The sequence below is a fragment of the Chryseobacterium artocarpi genome (assembly GCF_001684975.1).
Taxonomy (GTDB): Bacteria; Bacteroidota; Bacteroidia; order Flavobacteriales; family Weeksellaceae; genus Chryseobacterium; species Chryseobacterium artocarpi.
Genome location: NZ_MAYH01000034.1, coordinates 636,216 through 654,475 on the forward strand (window position 1 = coordinate 636,216; position 18,260 = coordinate 654,475).

11 protein-coding genes are annotated in these 18,260 nt (G+C 35.6%); 10 read left to right on the forward strand and 1 reads right to left on the reverse strand.

All coding sequences use genetic code 11. The annotated features are described in order from the left end of the window. From BBI01_RS14435 to BBI01_RS14455, 5 genes are all read left to right on the forward strand, one after another. Nucleotides 1-852, forward strand: coding sequence for a glycosyl transferase family 90 (locus BBI01_RS14435; protein ID WP_065395347.1), 852 nt, complete (start codon nt 1-3; stop codon nt 850-852). Next, the gene (locus BBI01_RS14440) at nt 849-1,748 is read left to right on the forward strand and encodes a glycosyltransferase family 2 protein (protein ID WP_065395348.1); all 900 of its coding nucleotides are present in this window, start codon (nt 849-851) and stop codon (nt 1,746-1,748) included. Before BBI01_RS14435 ends, BBI01_RS14440 begins: the two co-directional genes overlap by 4 nt. 11 nt (nt 1,749-1,759) lie before the next feature. Beyond that, nucleotides 1,760-2,632: a glycosyltransferase family 2 protein gene (locus tag BBI01_RS14445; RefSeq protein ID WP_083190112.1), complete on the forward strand. Its 873-nt coding sequence runs from the start codon at nt 1,760-1,762 to the stop codon at nt 2,630-2,632. A gap of 199 nt (nt 2,633-2,831) precedes the next feature. Next, entirely contained in the window at nt 2,832-4,340 is a 1,509-nt protein-coding gene (gene gltX, locus BBI01_RS14450) for a glutamate--tRNA ligase (protein WP_065395350.1), read from the forward strand. Nucleotides 4,341-4,389: 49 nt separating this feature from the next. Continuing rightward, nucleotides 4,390-5,346 (forward strand): acetyl-CoA carboxylase carboxyltransferase subunit alpha, encoded by a 957-nt coding sequence (locus BBI01_RS14455; protein ID WP_065395351.1) that lies wholly within the window; start codon nt 4,390-4,392, stop codon nt 5,344-5,346. Between the two features lie 57 nt (nt 5,347-5,403). On the opposite strand, the gene BBI01_RS14460 is transcribed toward BBI01_RS14455, so the two are convergent. Next, a complete protein-coding gene (locus BBI01_RS14460) occupies nt 5,404-6,168 on the reverse strand; it encodes a DUF6759 domain-containing protein (RefSeq protein ID WP_065395352.1) in 765 nt (254 codons plus the stop codon). A gap of 143 nt (nt 6,169-6,311) precedes the next feature. On the opposite strand from BBI01_RS14460, the gene tsf reads away from it, so the two are divergent. The 5 genes from tsf (at nt 6,312) to BBI01_RS14485 (ending at nt 18,078) form a co-directional block, all read left to right on the forward strand. Further along, nucleotides 6,312-7,136: a translation elongation factor Ts gene (gene tsf / locus BBI01_RS14465; protein ID WP_065395353.1), complete on the forward strand. Its 825-nt coding sequence runs from the start codon at nt 6,312-6,314 to the stop codon at nt 7,134-7,136. A 192-nt stretch (nt 7,137-7,328) separates the two neighbouring features. Beyond that, a complete protein-coding gene (locus tag BBI01_RS14470) occupies nt 7,329-10,682 on the forward strand; it encodes an FIDD domain-containing protein (RefSeq protein ID WP_065395354.1) in 3,354 nt (1,117 codons plus the stop codon). A gap of 78 nt (nt 10,683-10,760) precedes the next feature. Next, nucleotides 10,761-13,589 carry a T9SS type B sorting domain-containing protein gene (locus BBI01_RS14475; protein WP_065395355.1) on the forward strand — a complete coding sequence of 943 codons (2,829 nt, stop codon included), beginning with the start codon at nt 10,761-10,763 and terminating at the stop codon, nt 13,587-13,589. A gap of 113 nt (nt 13,590-13,702) precedes the next feature. Then, on the forward strand, nt 13,703-17,098 hold the full coding sequence (locus BBI01_RS14480; protein WP_065395356.1) for an FIDD domain-containing protein: 3,396 nt from the start codon (nt 13,703-13,705) through the stop codon (nt 17,096-17,098). Between the two features lie 185 nt (nt 17,099-17,283). Next, complete coding sequence (locus BBI01_RS14485) at nt 17,284-18,078, forward strand: hypothetical protein (RefSeq protein ID WP_065395357.1); 795 nt, start codon at nt 17,284-17,286, stop codon at nt 18,076-18,078. The last annotated feature ends 182 nt before the right edge of the window (nt 18,079-18,260 follow it).

An 18,260-nucleotide genomic window follows, 5' to 3' on the forward strand; every position in this document is an offset into this window, starting at 1 on the left:
ATGTGGTGGAAAAAGAATAAGGTGCAGGAACCACCAAGGGAATTACTGAATATCTCTACTAAAAGTGGACAAATCGCCTCTGTGGAAAACTACAATTCCTTTCAAACCAGAGCAGAATCATCCCTTAAGCAAGTGCTGGATGCCATCAAATTGGGCATTCCTCAACATGAGATCAAGCTGAGCCTGCATACAGGAGACTTTCCTACCGAACAATTAATTAAAGGAAATTTCTATTACTGTTGTGATAAAAAGGAAGACCTGGATTTTGTTTTTCCGGATTTTATATTTGATCATTGGCAGCAGGCAGGGATTCCTGAGTTTAATAAAACGGTAACGGAAATTAAGGAAGCAGCAGAGAAAAAATATATTCACTCAAGAATGTTGTGGATCGGAAATACCCAAACCCATCCCAACAGAAATAAAATTATAGAATATTCTGAGCAGCATCCTGATATCATTGAAGCTTACAATACTTACGTAGATCAGGCGGTAAGCGGAAAAAAAGATATTCCTTATATTTCATTAATAGATCATGCGAAATATAAATATCTCATAGATATTGAAGGCAGAGGATACAGCGGAAGGATAAAAATGCTTCTGTTTACTAAAAGACTTCTGTTTATTCAGGATAGACAATGGAAATCTTATTATCATTTTGAACTGGAACCTTATAAACATTTTATTCCAGTAAAAAATGATCTTTCGGATCTGATGGATCAGATAAAATTTGTAGAACAACAAGGTGAAGATTATTACAATAACATTACTCAAAATGCTTATGACTTTGCCGTTGAAAATCTTCAATACGAAAAAGCCGTTCAAAGAATACAACAGTTAATTTCAAACTTATGATTAATACCAATTCTGTCTGTGCTGTTGTAGTGACTTATAACAGATTAGAGTTTCTTAAAGAAGGTATTCAGGGAATCCTGGATCAGACGACTCCACCAGACAAAATTATTATTGTAAATAATGGGTCTACAGATGGCACTGACGCTTATCTTAAAACGTTACATCAACCTCAAATTGAAATTGTAACTCAAGAAAACCTTGGGGGTGCCGGTGGTTTCCATACAGGAATTAAGAAGGCTTATGAAGCCGGCTACGAATGGATCTGGGTAATGGATGATGATGTAGAACCTTTTAAAGATTGTCTTGAGAACCTTTTGAAATATAAAGAATTATCACAATGTATTCATCCGTTAAGGATTTTCAGTGATAATAACGAGGTGTTTAAATGGGAACATTATTTCGATTACAGAATATGCATGCCTGTGCTGCACCATAATATATCTTTAGAAAACAAAGACTTTTGTTATGTAAATACGGCATGCTTTGAAGGGATGCTTATTCACAGAGATCTGGTTGAAAAAATTGGATTCCCAAATAAAGAATATTTCATTGCCGGAGATGATACAGAATATGGTATTCTAGCCAATCTTCACACTAATGTAATGTATACCAAAACAGCGGCAATGTATCGTAAGAGAGCTAATATCTCTTATAAAATCAGACCATTGCAGGCGTATTATGAATACAGAAACATCTTTTTACTGAGAAAAAATATCAGACCTTATTTCCCCGAAAACTTTAGTTCAATGTTCTATAAGAATCTTTACAGAGACTTTTTCTCAAAAGTAATGATGATTATTAAAGGAAAAGAATATCCGTTTTCAGAAAAGAAGCTACTTATTTCCAAAATGTGGAAGGGAATAAAGGATGGTAAAAAAATATATAAAAACAAATAATCCAAGCCCTTATGAATCACTCCACAAAGATATCTGTCATTGTTCCCTGCTACAATCAGGCGATCTTTCTGGATAGCTGTATTGAATCATTAATGAATCAGACCTATACGAACTGGGAATGCATTATTGTAAATGACGGAAGTACAGATAATACGGAAGATATTGCGCTGAACTGGCAAAAGAAAGACAACAGAATCAAGTATGTCAAAAAAGCGAATGGAGGGTTAAGCTCAGCCAGAAATACCGGAATTCAGAATATAACCGGAGATTTTATACAATTTCTGGATTGTGATGATTTTTTATATAAAGAAAAATTTGAAAAATCCGTAAGAGAACTTGATCAGCAAACTAATACGGTTATTATTACAGATTTCCAAAGATTTGATAATGTAACACAGACGATCATTCCTCCTCATTGTGTACTAAAATCAGAATATTTCAATCAGAGAGATATTTTATTGAAATGGGATAATACTTTTTCTATTCCTATACACTGTGCACTTTTCTCCAAAGATCTGGTGGAAAAATATAAGTTTGACGAAGAACTAAAAGCCAAGGAAGACTGGATTTTTTGGTTACAGGTATATGAAAACAACCCACAAACCCATTTCATCAAAGAGTATCTTCTTGCGTACAGAATGAGCTCTTCGGGAATGACCTACAACCAGACTTTCATGTATGAAAGCAAAATAAAAGCTTTAGAAAAACTAGAGCAGGTAGTTTCTGATAAAGAGCTGTTAAGAGAATTTTTCAGACATGAGCTTTTGGCAACAATGCATGAAAATATTCAATTGACAGAGCGAATAAAACTTCTGGGCTACAAAAGAACAATGAAATATAAAATCAATAAGGTTTTAAAGATAATAGGGGTTAAAAAAGAATAATTTTCCTTAAACACAATAAAAAAGCTGCCTGAATCATTTGGGCAGCTTTTTTGTTTCCTGATTAGCTCTTATTCATTAATTCACACCATATTCTTAAGTAAATTCAAACAGAAAAACCAAGAATAAAATATCATATCCTAATCATAAATCATCCCGTAAACGCATAATTTTAAGTAAATTTGCAAAAATTTAAATTGAAATGGAGAAAGTAAGAGTACGTTTTGCTCCAAGTCCTACAGGACCATTACATTTGGGAGGCGTAAGAACTGCATTATATGATTACCTTTTTGCTAAAAATCAAGGAGGAGAATTTGTATTAAGAATCGAAGATACAGATACCGCAAGATATGTAGAAGGAGCTGAAGAATATATTGAAGAAGCTTTGGAATGGTGCGGAATCATCCCTGATGAAAGTCCTAAAAAAGGAGGGAAATTTGCTCCTTACAGACAATCTGAAAGAAGAGACATCTATGACAGATATACAGAGCAGATCTTAAAAACAGACTATGCTTATATCGCTTTTGATACTGCTGAAGAACTGGATGCTGCTCGTGCAGAGTATGAAGCAAGAGGTGATGTATTCTCTTATGATAATAAAACCAGAAACAGTTTAAGAAACAGCCTTGCCCTTTCTGAAGAGGAAGTTCAAAGATTACTGGATGAAAAAACGCCATATGTGGTAAGATTCAAAATGCCTGTAGACAGAATTTTGAACCTGGAAGATATCATCCGTGGAAAATTCTCTGTAAATACCAATACTTTAGATGATAAAGTTTTGGTAAAAAATGACGGAATGCCAACGTATCACTTCGCCAATATCATTGATGACCACGAAATGGAAATTTCTCATGTGATCCGTGGTGAAGAATGGTTACCTTCTCTTGGACTACACACTTTATTATACGAAGCAATGCAGTGGGAAGCACCACAGTTTGCACACCTTTCTCTAATCTTAAAACCTGAAGGAAAAGGAAAATTAAGCAAAAGAGACGGTGATAAATTTGGATTCCCTGTATTCCCGCTTGATTTCAAAGATCCGGCAACAGGAATCGTTTCTAAAGGATACAGAGAAAACGGTTACCTTCCTGATGCATTCATCAATATGGTTGCATTATTAGGATGGTCACCTGCTGATGACAAAGAAATTTTGTCTTTAGATGAAATGATTAAAGAATTTGACCTTCATAAAGTACACAAGGCTGGAGCAAGATTCAGTAAAGAGAAGTCTGAATGGTTTAACCACCAGTATATTCAGATGAAATCTGATGCTGAGCTTCTTGAAATGCTTAAAAATTCAGGTCTTGATCTTTCTAATGCTACAGATGAAAAACTTTTAAAGGTAATTCCTTTGATGAAAGAAAGAGCTACTTTCCCGAAAGATATCTATGAAAACGGAAAATTTTTCTTTGAAGCTCCGACCTCTTATGATGAAAAAGCATCTAAAAAAGCTTGGAATGACGAAACTTCTACCATTTTAGGAGAGTTAGCTGCCCAGTTTGAATCTACAGACTTTGTTGCGGAAACATTAAAGCAGACTATGCATGATTTCGCGGAGAACAAAGGTCTGGGAATGGGTAAAGTAATGATGCCTTTACGTTTATCTTTGGTAGGAGAACTGAAAGGACCAGATGTTCCAGACATTCTGGAAATCATTGGTAAAGAGGAAAGTATCGCCAGAATAAGCAATGCTATAAATAATTTTAAATAAAATTACCATAATTTTTCATACATTTGAAAGATTTAATTTACTTCAAGAAATGGAATATTTAAGTTTCGAGCTTCCTATCAAAGAATTGATGGACCAATACCAGACGTGTTCTTTAGTAGGAGAAGAAAGTGGTGTTGATGTAAAATTAGCATGCAGCCAGATTGAGGATAAGATTTTAGAAAAGAAAAAAGAAATCTATGGAAATCTTACACCTTGGCAAAGAGTACAACTGTCCCGTCACCCGGATCGTCCTTATACATTGGATTATATCAACGGAATGGCAGACAAAGGCAGTTTCTTAGAACTTCACGGAGACAGAAATTTCGCTGATGACCCGGCAATGATTGGAGGATTGATTACCTTGGATGGTCAAAAAGTAATGATCATAGGGACTCAAAAAGGAAGAACTACAAAGGAAAGACAGCACAGAAGATTTGGAATGCCAAATCCGGAAGGCTACAGAAAAGCTTTAAGACTAATGAAGCTTGCTGAAAAATTCAACATTCCTGTAGTGACATTAGTGGATACACCGGGAGCATACCCAGGTTTAGAAGCTGAAGAAAGAGGACAAGGTGAAGCTATTGCAAGAAATATTTTTGAAATGGTACAGCTTAAAACTCCAATCTTCACTTATATCATCGGAGAAGGTGCCAGTGGTGGAGCATTAGGAATAGGTGTAGGTAACAAAGTATATATGTTGGAAAACACATGGTATACTGTAATTGCACCGGAAAGTTGTTCATCTATCTTATGGAGAAACTGGGATCACAAGGAAGATGCAGCAAATGCATTAAACCTTACTCCACAGGATGCACTGAGAGAGAAATTCATTGATGGAATCATCGAAGAACCTCTAGGAGGCGCTCACTATGATACAGAGACTACCTATTTAAACTTGAAAAATTCTATTTTACAAAATATCAAGGCTTTTTCTAAATTTACAGGACAGGAACTTGAAACCCAAAGACAGGATAAATTCATTACGATGGGTCAGTTTAAAGGATAAAAAAACAAAAAGGTTAAGAAAATTTCTTAACCTTTTTTACTTTAGTTTTCTTCTACGTTACTCTGCAACATTGAGAGCGATCTCAATATCCTGAGTAATTTTCTTTAATGACGAATATTTGGCATCACATACCATGGTAGTCAGCACATATTCTCCTTTATCTATCAGAATAAAATTCTGTCCTTTCGCAGGAACACTTAGATTATAATACTTTTTACCACTGATTTTTACGATCAGATTACAGCTGGATCTATTCTTAATATTGATATATGCTTCATTTTTATTAATATCATTATTAAAAAGATGAGTAAGCATTGCTGCTGTTTTCTTATTTTCTTCACTTGGTCCTGAGCTGGAGGTTCCTGTACTTTTTACAGATCCTGCCGAGGCATAAGCTACTCTCCTTTCTTCTTTCAATGCATTGATTGCATCATTTATTTTATCAGTATTTTTTGTAGTATTTGTAGTGGCAGCTTTATTATTTGTGGCTACTGTTTTCCCACTGTTCAGCTCATTATTTTTAACTATTTTTTCAATTTTCTCTTTACTGATTGGCTTAATAGTAGGTTTTGCTTCAGGAGAATTATCTGCCATAATGATTTCCATCAGCCTTTTTTTAAAGTAATCTGTTCTGGCGTGTCCCGGATTCTGTTTGATAAAACCGGCAATAACTCTCGTTTCTTTGGAAGTTTCAGCTTCTTGCTCTGTATAAATGATGACTGTTTCTTTTTCTACAACCGCTTTAGCTTTTATTTTTTTCTTTTTTTGAGAAAAACCTAAAGAGAAAATGCATATAAAAAGGAGAAAGAAGATTTTTTTCATTAATCAAATCTTTAAAATAGTATTAAATATATTAATAACGTGAAAAGTCGTTTTTTAGTTTATCATTAAAATCATTATCTTTGCACTGCTTTAAAATTAAGCTAAAAATTAATACTAATCTTAAATAAAAAATAATAGATATTATGTCTTATACACCAGTTGCTGCAGACGTAGCTAAATTAAGAAACCAAACAGGTGCAGGTATGATGGACTGCAAAAAAGCTCTAGTTGAAGCTGAAGGAGACTTCGAAAAAGCGGTAGATATCCTTAGAAAAAAAGGACAAAAAGTTGCTGCTAACAGAGCTGACAGAGAATCTACTGAAGGAGCTGTAATCGCAAGAGTAAATGAGGATAACACTTTAGGTGCTATTATCTCTTTAAACTGTGAGACTGACTTCGTTGGTAAAAACGAAGCTTTCATCGAGCTAGCTTACGAATTAGCTGAGATGGCAATCTTCGCTGCTACTAAAGAAGAATTATTAGCTACAGATTTCCACGGAATGACTGTTGCTGAAAAACTAATTGAGCAGACAGGTGTTATCGGTGAAAAAATCGAAATCGGTACATTCGAAAGAATCGAAGGACCATTCCTAGGAGCTTACATCCACGCTGGAAACAAAATTGCTGCAATCACTTCTCTTTCTGCAAAAGTAGACGGAGCTGATGAAGTTGCTAAATCTGTTTCTATGCAAGCTGCTGCGATGAACCCAATCGCTCTTGACGAAACTAGAGTTTCTCAGGAAACTATCGACAAAGAATTAGAGATCGAAAGACACAAACTTACTGAAGAAGGTAAGCCTGCAAACATTATCGACAATATCTTGAAAGGTAAAATGCAGAGATTCTACAAAGACAACACTTTGGTACACCAAGATTTCATTAAGGATTCTAGTATCTCAGTTGCTGACTATGTAAAATCTGTAAATGCAGATCTAAAAGTAACAGGATTTATCAGAGTAAGCTTATAATCCATACTTCAAAAATATTTGATCCCGATGAAAAAATCATCGGGATTTTTTATGCTTATTTTTCATGAATATGAACAGAAAGTGAAGCAAATTTTAAATATGCATCAATTACACAATAAACTAAAAATCAAAGTTTTTTTTATGTGAAAAAGCAACTTATAATGTTTAAATTTGCGCCCCTTATAATAACGCATGAAAAAATTTCTACTAGCTTTTTGCTCTTTTATTTGCTTAATTGTTAACGCACAATTAGACTCAGAACATTGGTTTGCTCCAATGTCGGCAAGTTCTCTCCAGGGAAATGCCCAACCACGTTGTTATCTATATTTATCAACTAATGAAACAACACCCATTCCCGTACAGGTTTCTAATAACAATACGGTATTTACAACTATTCAGGTAAGTAAAAACAATCCTGTTGAACTTGCTATTCCCAGCAATTACATGATTGCCTCTACTCCCAATAATCTTTTTACACAAAATACAATGGGACTGCATGTAAAAGGACCTAAAAAGTTCTATGCCAACTTCAGGTTCTCGGTTCCTCAACAAGCTGAATTTATTACCTCCAAAGGAATGGCAGGTGTGGGAAAAACATTCTTTATAGGAACGGCTCCTACTACTTCTCCAAAGGAGTATGTAAATTCTACAGTAGGAGTAACCGCTACAGAAGATAATACAACAGTAACCGTATCAGGTTATAATCCAAGTATTGTTTTTGCTGACGGTAGTGTAATGACTACAAGAACCTTCACCCTTGCTAAAGGGAAATCTTATATCCTTGATGTAAACAGTGATATGGGTGGTACGCCTAACAAAAGAGGGCTATTGGGAGCAAAACTTGTTGCAGATAAGCCAGTATCGGTTACCAACGGAAATTTTAACGGACTGTATACAACTCAAAATAGTACAAATGTAGATATATTGATGGATCAGGCTGTTCCAACAGAAAGACTTGGGAAAGATTTTGTAATGGTAAAAGGTAACGGACCTAATTCAGAGGGAATGGAAAAAGCCATGATCATTGCTACTGAAAACGGCACTACTCTTACCGTGAATGGAGTTCCAATTGGCGGAACACCTCTTAATGCTGGAGATTATCGCATGATTGAAGGTAATAAATACATCAATAAAGGTAATGGAAATTACAATATGAGTATTTCTTCAAACAAAAATGTTTATGTATACCAACTTCTTGCAGGTGCTTCGGGTAATACGGTTTATCAGACAGGAGGAATGAATTTTATACCACCCTTAAGCTGTTTCTTACCTAAGGAAATCAATGAAATTGGATATATCAACAAAATAGGTAATGATACATACAATACTAAACTGAATATCATTACACAGGCAGGGGCAACAGTAACCGTGAATGGAGTTCCTGTAACAGGATTTGTAACGGTAGACGGAAATCCCAACTGGATAACTTATTCTAAAACGAATAATATAACAGGAAATATTACTGTAACCTCTACGAAACCTGTGACTGCTGGAATTGCAGCCGGAAATGGTGCTGTAGGATACGGTGGATATTTCGCAGGTTTTTCTTCTATCCCGGTGATTACTAAAACAGGAGACTGTTATAATGGGGTTTTGCTGGAAGTAGATTCCGGTCACGACGGTTATCAATGGTATCTTAACGGAAATTTAATTCCAGGAGAAACCAACCCAACAATCAACCCTGATTCACACGGGTCTGGAATATACACATGTTATATTACTAAAAACAATTGTGAATCAAGATTTACAGCTGAATATGATTATACAAAGTGTCCTCCTATTACGACGACAACTTATGAAATAGGCTCTTGCAACACTAAAGTCATCAATCCTGTATTTACGAATTCAACGCAGCAACCAGTTCCTGCTAACACGAGTATAATTGTACAACCTACCAACGGAACAGTTTCCATTAATCCTACTACAGGGCAAATTACTTATACTCCTAATGCAGGGATTACAGCGGATATTACAGATACTTTCACTTATTATATTCAAGGAAACGGAAATCCTGCAGCATTCGAATATTTTAAAATTATAGTAAATACTCATGTACTTCAAACAACTAATAATGTAATGTTTTCTTGTTCTGATATCAACGGAAACGGAACGTTCAACCTGAAAAGTGTAAATGTTACTCCGGATCTTACAGCAACAGTAGATTATTTTACTAATGCTAATTTAACAGGACAGATCGCTAGCCCAAATACCTATTCAGGACCGGCAGGAACAATATATGTAAAAGTAACTTCTATCTATGGATGTTCACAGACAGCCACCATTACATTGAATATCTATCCTACTCCCAACATTAATACGAGTAATTATAATGCTAATATTTGTGATGAAGATTTTGATGGAACTGTAAATGTTAATTTTAATAATATAACACCACTGATTGTAAACAATTCTGCAAACTTTACAGTACGATACTATCTTAGTCAGGCTGATGCCAACGCTGGAAATGCAAGCAATCTTCCTCCTAACTGGTCGTATACGGCAAATACAACGGTATATGTAAGAGTAACTCCTAATATGGGAGACTGCCCTCCTGCCCTTGGACAGATCAATTTCACCATAGGAAACAAAATTCCTTTATTTACAAATAATGCGAAAACAGATGTTTGTGATAATGACATCAACGGATCAGAACCTGTAAACCTTAATGACTATAAAGGGCTATTCACGACTGATCCTTCTGTTATTTTATCATTTCATACTACACAAGCCAATGCACAGGCTGGAATTAACCCTATCGCTGCTTCACAAATCATTACTGCTGCAGGAGGTACTTTTTATGTAAGATTTCAAAGTACTACAGGATGTCCTAATACTGCAGTTTTAACAATTAACTTAAAAGCCCCTAAAAAATCTGGAAAACTTAAAGATCTGATCATCTGCTCTGATGAAAAAATACTTCTAGACGCAGGTCCCGGATTCTCTTCTTACCTGTGGAGTAATGGAGCTACCACTCCAACAATTGTTGCGTCAGCAGGAAGCTATTATGTAGACCTAGGATTTAACGGATGTGTGTATCGCCAACATGTAAATGTAGCTACCACACAAGCTCCGATAATTTCACGAATAGAGGTTACAGGAACTACAGCGACAGTATATGTAACAGGAGGAACACCACCATACCGATATTCATTGAATGGTTTTGATTATCAGTCATCCAATATTTTCACAGGCTTATCAAGAGGGATTCACACTGTATATGTATTGGGATCTGACGGATGTCGCCATGTAAGCAAAGAGTTTTTAGTGATAAACCTTATCAATACAATTACACCTAACGGAGATGGCATCAATGATGTTCTTAATTATTCGGAACTAAAGATCAAACAGAATGTTGTAATAGAAGTTGCAGACCGATATGGAGCTTCAGTTTATAAGTCGTCTGACAAGAATTATATTTGGGACGGGAAATCCAATGGAAGAAATTTACCTACCGGAACTTATTGGTATGTAATCAGATGGACAGAACCGGATTCTCAATTACAAGTTTCGTATTCAGGATGGCTATTAATTAAAAATAGAGAGTAATTTCAAACATTTATTTACAATTTTTCAAACATATTTGAATTTTTATTTTATTTTTGTAGAAATCCTAATTCCTTATTCATGAAAAGATTTTTACTCAGTCTGGCATTAATTTTTTTATCAATTAATACCCTTTTTGCGCAAAGGGATACTGAACATTGGATAGCTCCTTATTTTGTATCACCTGGCGTAAGTAATGTATATAATAACAGATTGTATATTTCTACTGATTCTGTCACTCCTTTTCCTGTTCAAATATTCAGTAATAATATGCTTCTTACAACAATTACTGTGAGTAAGGGAAATCCACAGACCTATGATGTTGACAAAGCACGAATATCTTCTACTGCTGATGCTGATGCTTTTACTGTTATCAATAAAGGTCTATATTTAAAAGGGGATAAGCCTTTTTATTGTAGTTTACGAATGGCTCAATCTATTCATGGTGAGATCATCACCAGCAAAGGAAAAGCTGGAATTGGTAAAAAATTCTATGTAGCTACAAGTCCCAGTACTTTCAATAACAGTACAAATTCATTTTATAATTTTACTGCCGGTATTCTTGCTACTGAGGACAATACTAATGTGACCGTATCATGGAATAACAATGTTACGTTTACGAATAGCGGAACATTTACAGGAAATACAAAAACTTTTATTTTACAGAAAGGACAGTCCTTTATTTTTACTGGAAATGATAACCCTTCAGCAACCAGTAAAGGGCTCTTTACCGGAGCAAAAATTGTTTCAGACAAACCGGTAACTCTTACCAACGGAAGCTGTAATGCAAACTTTACAAAATCTCCAACCGGTTCCGATCCTATTCTTGATCAATCTGTTCCTGTGGAAAGGTTGGGTAATACTTTTGCAATGGTAAAAACCAGATCACTCAGACCAGAGTTAAATATGGAAGGAGGACTTATTATTGCTACAGAAGATAATACAGACGTTTATATAAATGGAGCAACCACTCCTATTGCCAGCTTAAGTGAAGGACAATATTACAGAATTGATGAAACCAGCTATGCGCTTCAGCCTGGTGCTGGTAATCACTCTAATATGTATATTTCAGCATCTAAAAATATTTATCTATACCAGTTTATCGGAATTGATAATAGTGATGCAACCAATGGCTTTAACTATATACCACCATTGAACTGCTTCTTACCAAGAAAAATTGATGAAATTGGTAAGATTAATGAAATGCCTAGCATTGCAACCAATTCAATTAAATTAAAGCTGAATATTTTAACAGAAACAGGAGCGACTGTCTTCGTAAATGGTAACCAACCAACTGCAGATCAGGGACCGTTTCCTTTAACAGGAAATACTCAATGGGTAACTTATGCCATACCTGAAGTGATAGATAATCTTGTTATTACTTCTACAAAAGCTGTGACGGCTGGTATCAATGGAGGATTTGGCTCTGCTGGCTATGGAGGTTACTTTGCAGGTTTCTCCTCTATTCCTGTAATTTCTAAAAAATCAGGAGAATGTGTTCCTGGTCTTATTCTTGAAGTAGATGACGGATATGAAACTTACCAATGGTATCGTAATGGAGTGGCTATTCCAGGGGCTACCGCTTTCACCTATACACCTACTCAATCAGGAAATTATACGGTAAAAGTAACTATGGGAACATGCCCGCCTGTTACTACACCAATCTATAAAGTACAGAACTGTCTGAAATTAACTAAACAGACCCTTGCCATCTGTGCCACAAAGGTTATTACACCAGCTTTCACCTCTTCTACCCAAACTCCCGTGGCGACTACTGTAAAAATCCTTACACCTCCTACAAAAGGAACTGCAGTTGTAAATCCTAACGGAACCATTACTTATACTCCAAATGCCAATTATGCAGGACCGGATAAAATTGTATATACCTTCTGTGGAGATAATGCGGAGTTTACAGACTGTGAAGAAATTACCCTTGAACTCACTGTAGTACCTTTCGTTGTAAAAGATGCTTCCATTACTGCTTGTTGGTATGATGTAGATCCTTATGCTTATTTTGATCTTACTAAAGCTAATGTTACAGATTATACAGCTGTTACTAAAAAATACTACCGTACGTTAAATGACTTAAATGCCGGAATAAATGAAATCACTGCTCCGGATAAATTCCCGGCAACCGGCGGTGTTGTATTTGTAAAAATAACAACCAACGAAGGATGTACAGCAAATGCAAGAATTGAACTTGTTCCTCTTCCTATTAAAAAATCACCAGTTCTGGTAGATCAGTATATCTGTATAGATGCCAGAACCAATCTGGATGCAGGACCTGGATATGATTCATACTTATGGAGCACAGGAGCTACTACTTCAGGTATCAGAAATGTAGGAGTAGGAGAATATTCCGTAATTTTAAGTAAAAACGGATGTTTCCTTACTCAAGTAGTAAGAGTAAACAAAGCTCAAGATCCTGTAATTCAAACTATTGAAATCAATAATAATAATGCATCTGTGATGGTAGCAGGTGGAAAAGCACCTTATAAATTTGCTATTGATGGAACGGGTAGCTGGCAAGACTCTAATACTTTTACAGGATTATCCAGAGGACAGCACACATTCTATGTAAAAGATGCTTACAACTGTACACCTGTTGCAGTAGAAATTACAATTCCAAATCTATTGAATGCGATTACACCTAACGGAGATAACGTAAATGACTTTATAGATTACAGCGAACTTTCTTATAAAGACAATCTTTCTTTTGTAGTATATGACAGATATGGAAACATGGTATTTACCGGAAATAAATTCAATAACTATAAATGGGACGGAAAACATTTTGATAAGAAAATGGTAACCGGTACTTATTGGTATCATATCAACTGGAATGAGTCTAATAAAGAAAGAACTCCAGTAAAATATACAGGCTGGGTACTTGTAAAAAACAGAGAATAACAATTCGAGTATAAAACTTCAAAAACCACGATATTAAAATCGTGGTTTTTTTATTATATTTTCAACAGTACAATATATTTTATTATTAAATTTGTGATAAATACCATTACTGAATGAAGAAATTTTTATCTTTTTTACTATTATTTTATTTTTTCTCCTCAACATTTGCTCAATTGGATAGAGAACATTGGTTTGCTCCAATGGTAGACAGGTCCGGCGCACCCAATCCTTATCAGAAACTTTATCTTTCTACCAACAGGACTACTCCGTTTCCAGTAAGTATTTACAATAACAATGTTCTGATTGGAACCGTTAATATCAGTAAAAATAATCCCCAGAAATTTGACGTTTTAAGAAATTATATCATCACAACTCAACAAGCCGACTTATTTACACCTACAACAAAAGGTTTATACTTAAAGGCAGAATTTCCTTTTTATGCCAACTTAAGATTTTCTGTATTCAACCATGCGGAAATCATTACTTCTAAAGGAATTCCTTCTACAGGAAATAATTTCTTTGCCGCTTCAGCACCGATCTCGGTAAGCTATGACATTCTTAATTTTATGACCAGCATCCTGGCAACGGAAAACAATACTACAGTAACAATCACAGGCTACAGCCCTTTAGTTCAATTTTCAAACGGAACAACAGGAGCCACTAATCCTACAATGACATTTACGTTAAACAAAGGACAATCCTATATCATTGACGGAATCGGAAACATTACCGGAAACTTCGATGGATTTATAGGAGCAAAAATCACAGCAAATAAACCTGTAAATGTCACCAACGGAAACTTTAACGGTCAATATGCCGGAAATTTTTCCACCAGTTCTGATATTTTAATGGATCAGGCTGTCCCTGTAAACAGATTGGGAAATGAGTTTGCTCTTGTAAAAGGTAATGGAAACGTTGGTTCGAATATGGAAGGTGCTGTCGTTATCGCTACAGAAGACAATACCCAAATCTATGTAAATAATGAAATATTACCCGTTGCGACCATTAATACAGGAAAGTATTTTGTAATTCCTGATACCAAATACAGTAATCAGGGAGGAGGACATTTTAATTTATATATTAAAACATCTAAAAATGCATATGTCTATCAGCTTTTAGCTGGTGGTTCAGCTACTGGAAATGAAGTAGCTACTGGAGGATTCAATTTTATCCCTGCCCTCAACTGCTATCTTCCGAAGCAGATTAATGAACTCGGCTTTATAGATGAAAACTTCGTTCTTTCAAACGGAAACCCTACAGGAATCCTTAATATTCCAACAAAATTAAACCTTATCACTGAAAGAGGAGCCATCGTAAAAGTAAACGGAATAGATCCTCCCACCAGCACCGGACCTTACAATATGACAGGAACTACCAATTGGGTAACGTATGGAATACCTAATACTACAGGAACAATAACCATAACTTCCACCAAAGCGATCACCGGAGGAATCACTGCAGGAAGCGATGCTGTAGGATACGGAGGTTTTTTCGCTGGTTTTCCTACACAACCTGTCATTTTAAAATCAGGAGGAGATTGTGCACCCGGGATAGAACTTACAGTGGATCCCATCATTTACGATACTTATCAATGGTACAGAAACGGAATACTCATCACCGGAGCTACCGGATCTTCCATCAATCCTACACAATCCGGTTATTACACTTGTTCCGTTACTATGGGAAGCTGTGCACCGCTGGTTACTGAGCGATATAAAGTGCTAAATTGTACCAAGCTAACAAACACCACTTATAATGTTTGTAACACACAAGCGATTACTCCAGGTTTCAGTAATTCAACACAAACACCAGTAGTAAGCACAATAGCGATTACCACCCCACCTACATCAGGTACTGCTGTAATTAATCCGACTACCGGAGTAATTACCTACACTGTAAATACACCAGGAGTTACAGGAAATGATACATTTACTTACACTTTCTGCGGTAACGACCCGGATTTTCCTGATTGTGAAACAGTAACAGTAAGCATCAATATTACAGCAATTGCTGTAACGAATGTAACATTATCAGCCTGTGACATTAATGGACAGGGAACCTTCAACTTGACAACTGCAAATATAACTTCTGCTTCTCCCGTTACGATCACTTATTATCCAACATTAGCAGACGCACAAACAGAAAACCCAGCAACATTGATTACGGGTAATACATCTTATACTGCTCCTAACGGAACAATCATTTATGCCGTTGTAAAGAATAGTCTTGGATGCAAAAATATCGCACAAATCACCCTTTCTCTTTACAACAAAGCTATAGTTGTAGATAATTACAATGGAACCTTTTGTGATGATAATCTCGATGGAACAGTCGAAATCACATTATCTAATTTAACACCTATTGTACTAAACAACCCTACCTATTTTACAGTAAGGTACTATCAGGATTTGACCAATGCCAATGCCGGAAACAATAATACTCTTCCCAATAACTGGAGCTATACAGCAGCGACTACAATTTATATCAGAGTAGATTCTCCAGATGGATGTGCAACAGTAATCAAACCTTTACAACTTAGCATCGGACCTAGGGTTCCATTATTAACAAGAGCTGTTACCCAAAGTGTATGTGATGATGATTTAGACGGTCTAAAGTCTGTAAATCTGACACAATTTATTCCCCAGTTTACATTAGACCCTGGCGTAACATATACATTTCATGAAAGTCTTGCTAATGCCCGGAATAATATCAGCCCCATTGCACCAACAGTAAATATTACAAACTCTCAGACATTCTATGTCCGTTTTGAAAAAAATGGAGTCTGCCCGGAAGTAGAATCTATTAAAATAAACATTAAGATTCCTAAAAAATCAGACGTGTTAATAGATCAGAGTATTTGCCCTAAAGCATTAACTAAACTGGATGCAGGACCAGGATTTGATAAATATTTATGGAGTACAGGAGCTACTACTTCTTCTATCAACAATGTTCCTGCGGGAAGTTATTGGGTTGAGCTTACCTCTAATGGCTGTACCTACAAGCAATTTGTAAATGTTACAGAATATCAGCTTCCGGTGATCAGCTCTATTGAAATTGACGGAACCACAGTAAAAGTAGGTGTAACCGGCGGTAATCCTCCTTATGAATACTCTCTTGATGGAGTAATATGGCAAGCCTCCAATATTTTCAATAATGTTCCGAGAGGAGCTCACCAGATTTTCGTAAGAGATTCTAAACTTTGTGCAGAAGTAAAAAAAGAATTCGCTATTATTAACCTTATCAATACCATTACTCCAAATGGAGACGGGCGTAATGAAGCCATAGATTACTCCGCTTTGATGGCAAACGAAAATCTAGTTTTCAGAATTTTTGACAGGTATGGAGCCGAAATTTTCAGAGGAAGTCCGGAAAACAGATATACCTGGGACGGAAGAGTGGGCGGAAGATACGTTCCTACAGCCACCTATTGGTATTTCATCAGCTGGACGGAGTTTGGATCAACAGTTTCTGTAAAATATTCCAGTTGGTTACTGGTAAGACATCGATAAAAGAAATGCTGGAATAACATTGTATTCCAGCATTCTTTCTTTATATTTTTCATTATAATACCATTGTAGGAATCTTTTATAACACTCATTAACAAATTAATGCTAAAGTTTAATATAACTTTAACCACTATTCCTTATCTAAATAAGCACAAATTGCTGTATTTCTATGTAATTTTGCCAATTATATGAAGAAACTGTTTACTCTGTTGCTATTGGTTTTTCTTGCAAAAATTAATGCTCAAACATACTCTGGAGAGGTATTCTTAAGAGATAACTCAATCCTGTATCTTAATCAGGTATATGTAACTAACCTTAACACTCAAAAGACCGTTCTTACTGACTATAACGGCAATTTTACCGTTCCTGCAAATCCCGGTGACGTTATCAGATTCACTTCTATCGTCACCGAAAGAAAAGATATAAAACTGACTCCACAATTAATGGAACAGAAAAACCTGGTGGAACTTAAGATTGCCTACTATGAAATTCAGGAAATTGTACTCAGCAGATTCAAACCTACAGGGAACCTTCGATATGATGTAAATTCACTCAGAAAAGAAGACAAAGCACTTGCAATCAAAAAGGTAATTGGGCTTCCAGAACCAAAAGGTGATGGAAATTCACCAGAACTTCCTGTTGCCGGATTAAGAGATGGTGGGCTTACTTTCAGCCTCGAGAGTATTTATGATGTACTTTCCGGAGAAAGAAAGAAAAAGCAGCGTTATCTTGCCTATGAAAGAATGAATAGTTCTGTGACTCAGATTAAAAACTACCTTGGTAAAGATTATTTCACAAGATTTAAGATTCCTGAGAATCTGATAGACAACTTCCTACAATTTGTTTATAGTTCGGAAAATATTGAAGCTTATGTGCTTGCAGGAAACTTCGAAGCTATAAAAATTCCTATTGAAAAATATCTTCCGATTTATCAGAGAAGATTAAGAAATTCCCATCTTCAGGAAATTGTTGACAATAAATAATTCCACAACTATTTATAAATAAAAATCCATGTATATTCTGCATGGATTTTTTATTTTACAATCATGATTATTGAAACTTTATCAAATAATTTTAACAAATAATCAAAAATATGTGTAAATTTATGTCACGATCAAGTGTTTAAAATAAAAACAATACTATTTCGTTATCAAAGAAAAAGACT

Bases quoted from the DNA above. Each gene is read 5' to 3' on its own strand.
- BBI01_RS14435 (WP_065395347.1), top strand. From the start codon at position 1: ATGTGGTGGAAAAAGAATAAGGTGCAGGAACCACCAAGGGAATTACTG.
- BBI01_RS14440 (WP_065395348.1), top strand. From the start codon at position 849: ATGATTAATACCAATTCTGTCTGTGCTGTTGTAGTGACTTATAACAGA.
- BBI01_RS14445 (WP_083190112.1), top strand. From the start codon at position 1,760: ATGAATCACTCCACAAAGATATCTGTCATTGTTCCCTGCTACAATCAG.
- gltX (WP_065395350.1), top strand. From the start codon at position 2,832: ATGGAGAAAGTAAGAGTACGTTTTGCTCCAAGTCCTACAGGACCATTA.
- BBI01_RS14455 (WP_065395351.1), top strand. From the start codon at position 4,390: ATGGAATATTTAAGTTTCGAGCTTCCTATCAAAGAATTGATGGACCAA.
- BBI01_RS14460 (WP_065395352.1), bottom strand. From the start codon at position 6,168: ATGAAAAAAATCTTCTTTCTCCTTTTTATATGCATTTTCTCTTTAGGT.
- tsf (WP_065395353.1), top strand. From the start codon at position 6,312: ATGTCTTATACACCAGTTGCTGCAGACGTAGCTAAATTAAGAAACCAA.
- BBI01_RS14470 (WP_065395354.1), top strand. From the start codon at position 7,329: ATGAAAAAATTTCTACTAGCTTTTTGCTCTTTTATTTGCTTAATTGTT.
- BBI01_RS14475 (WP_065395355.1), top strand. From the start codon at position 10,761: ATGAAAAGATTTTTACTCAGTCTGGCATTAATTTTTTTATCAATTAAT.
- BBI01_RS14480 (WP_065395356.1), top strand. From the start codon at position 13,703: ATGAAGAAATTTTTATCTTTTTTACTATTATTTTATTTTTTCTCCTCA.
- BBI01_RS14485 (WP_065395357.1), top strand. From the start codon at position 17,284: ATGAAGAAACTGTTTACTCTGTTGCTATTGGTTTTTCTTGCAAAAATT.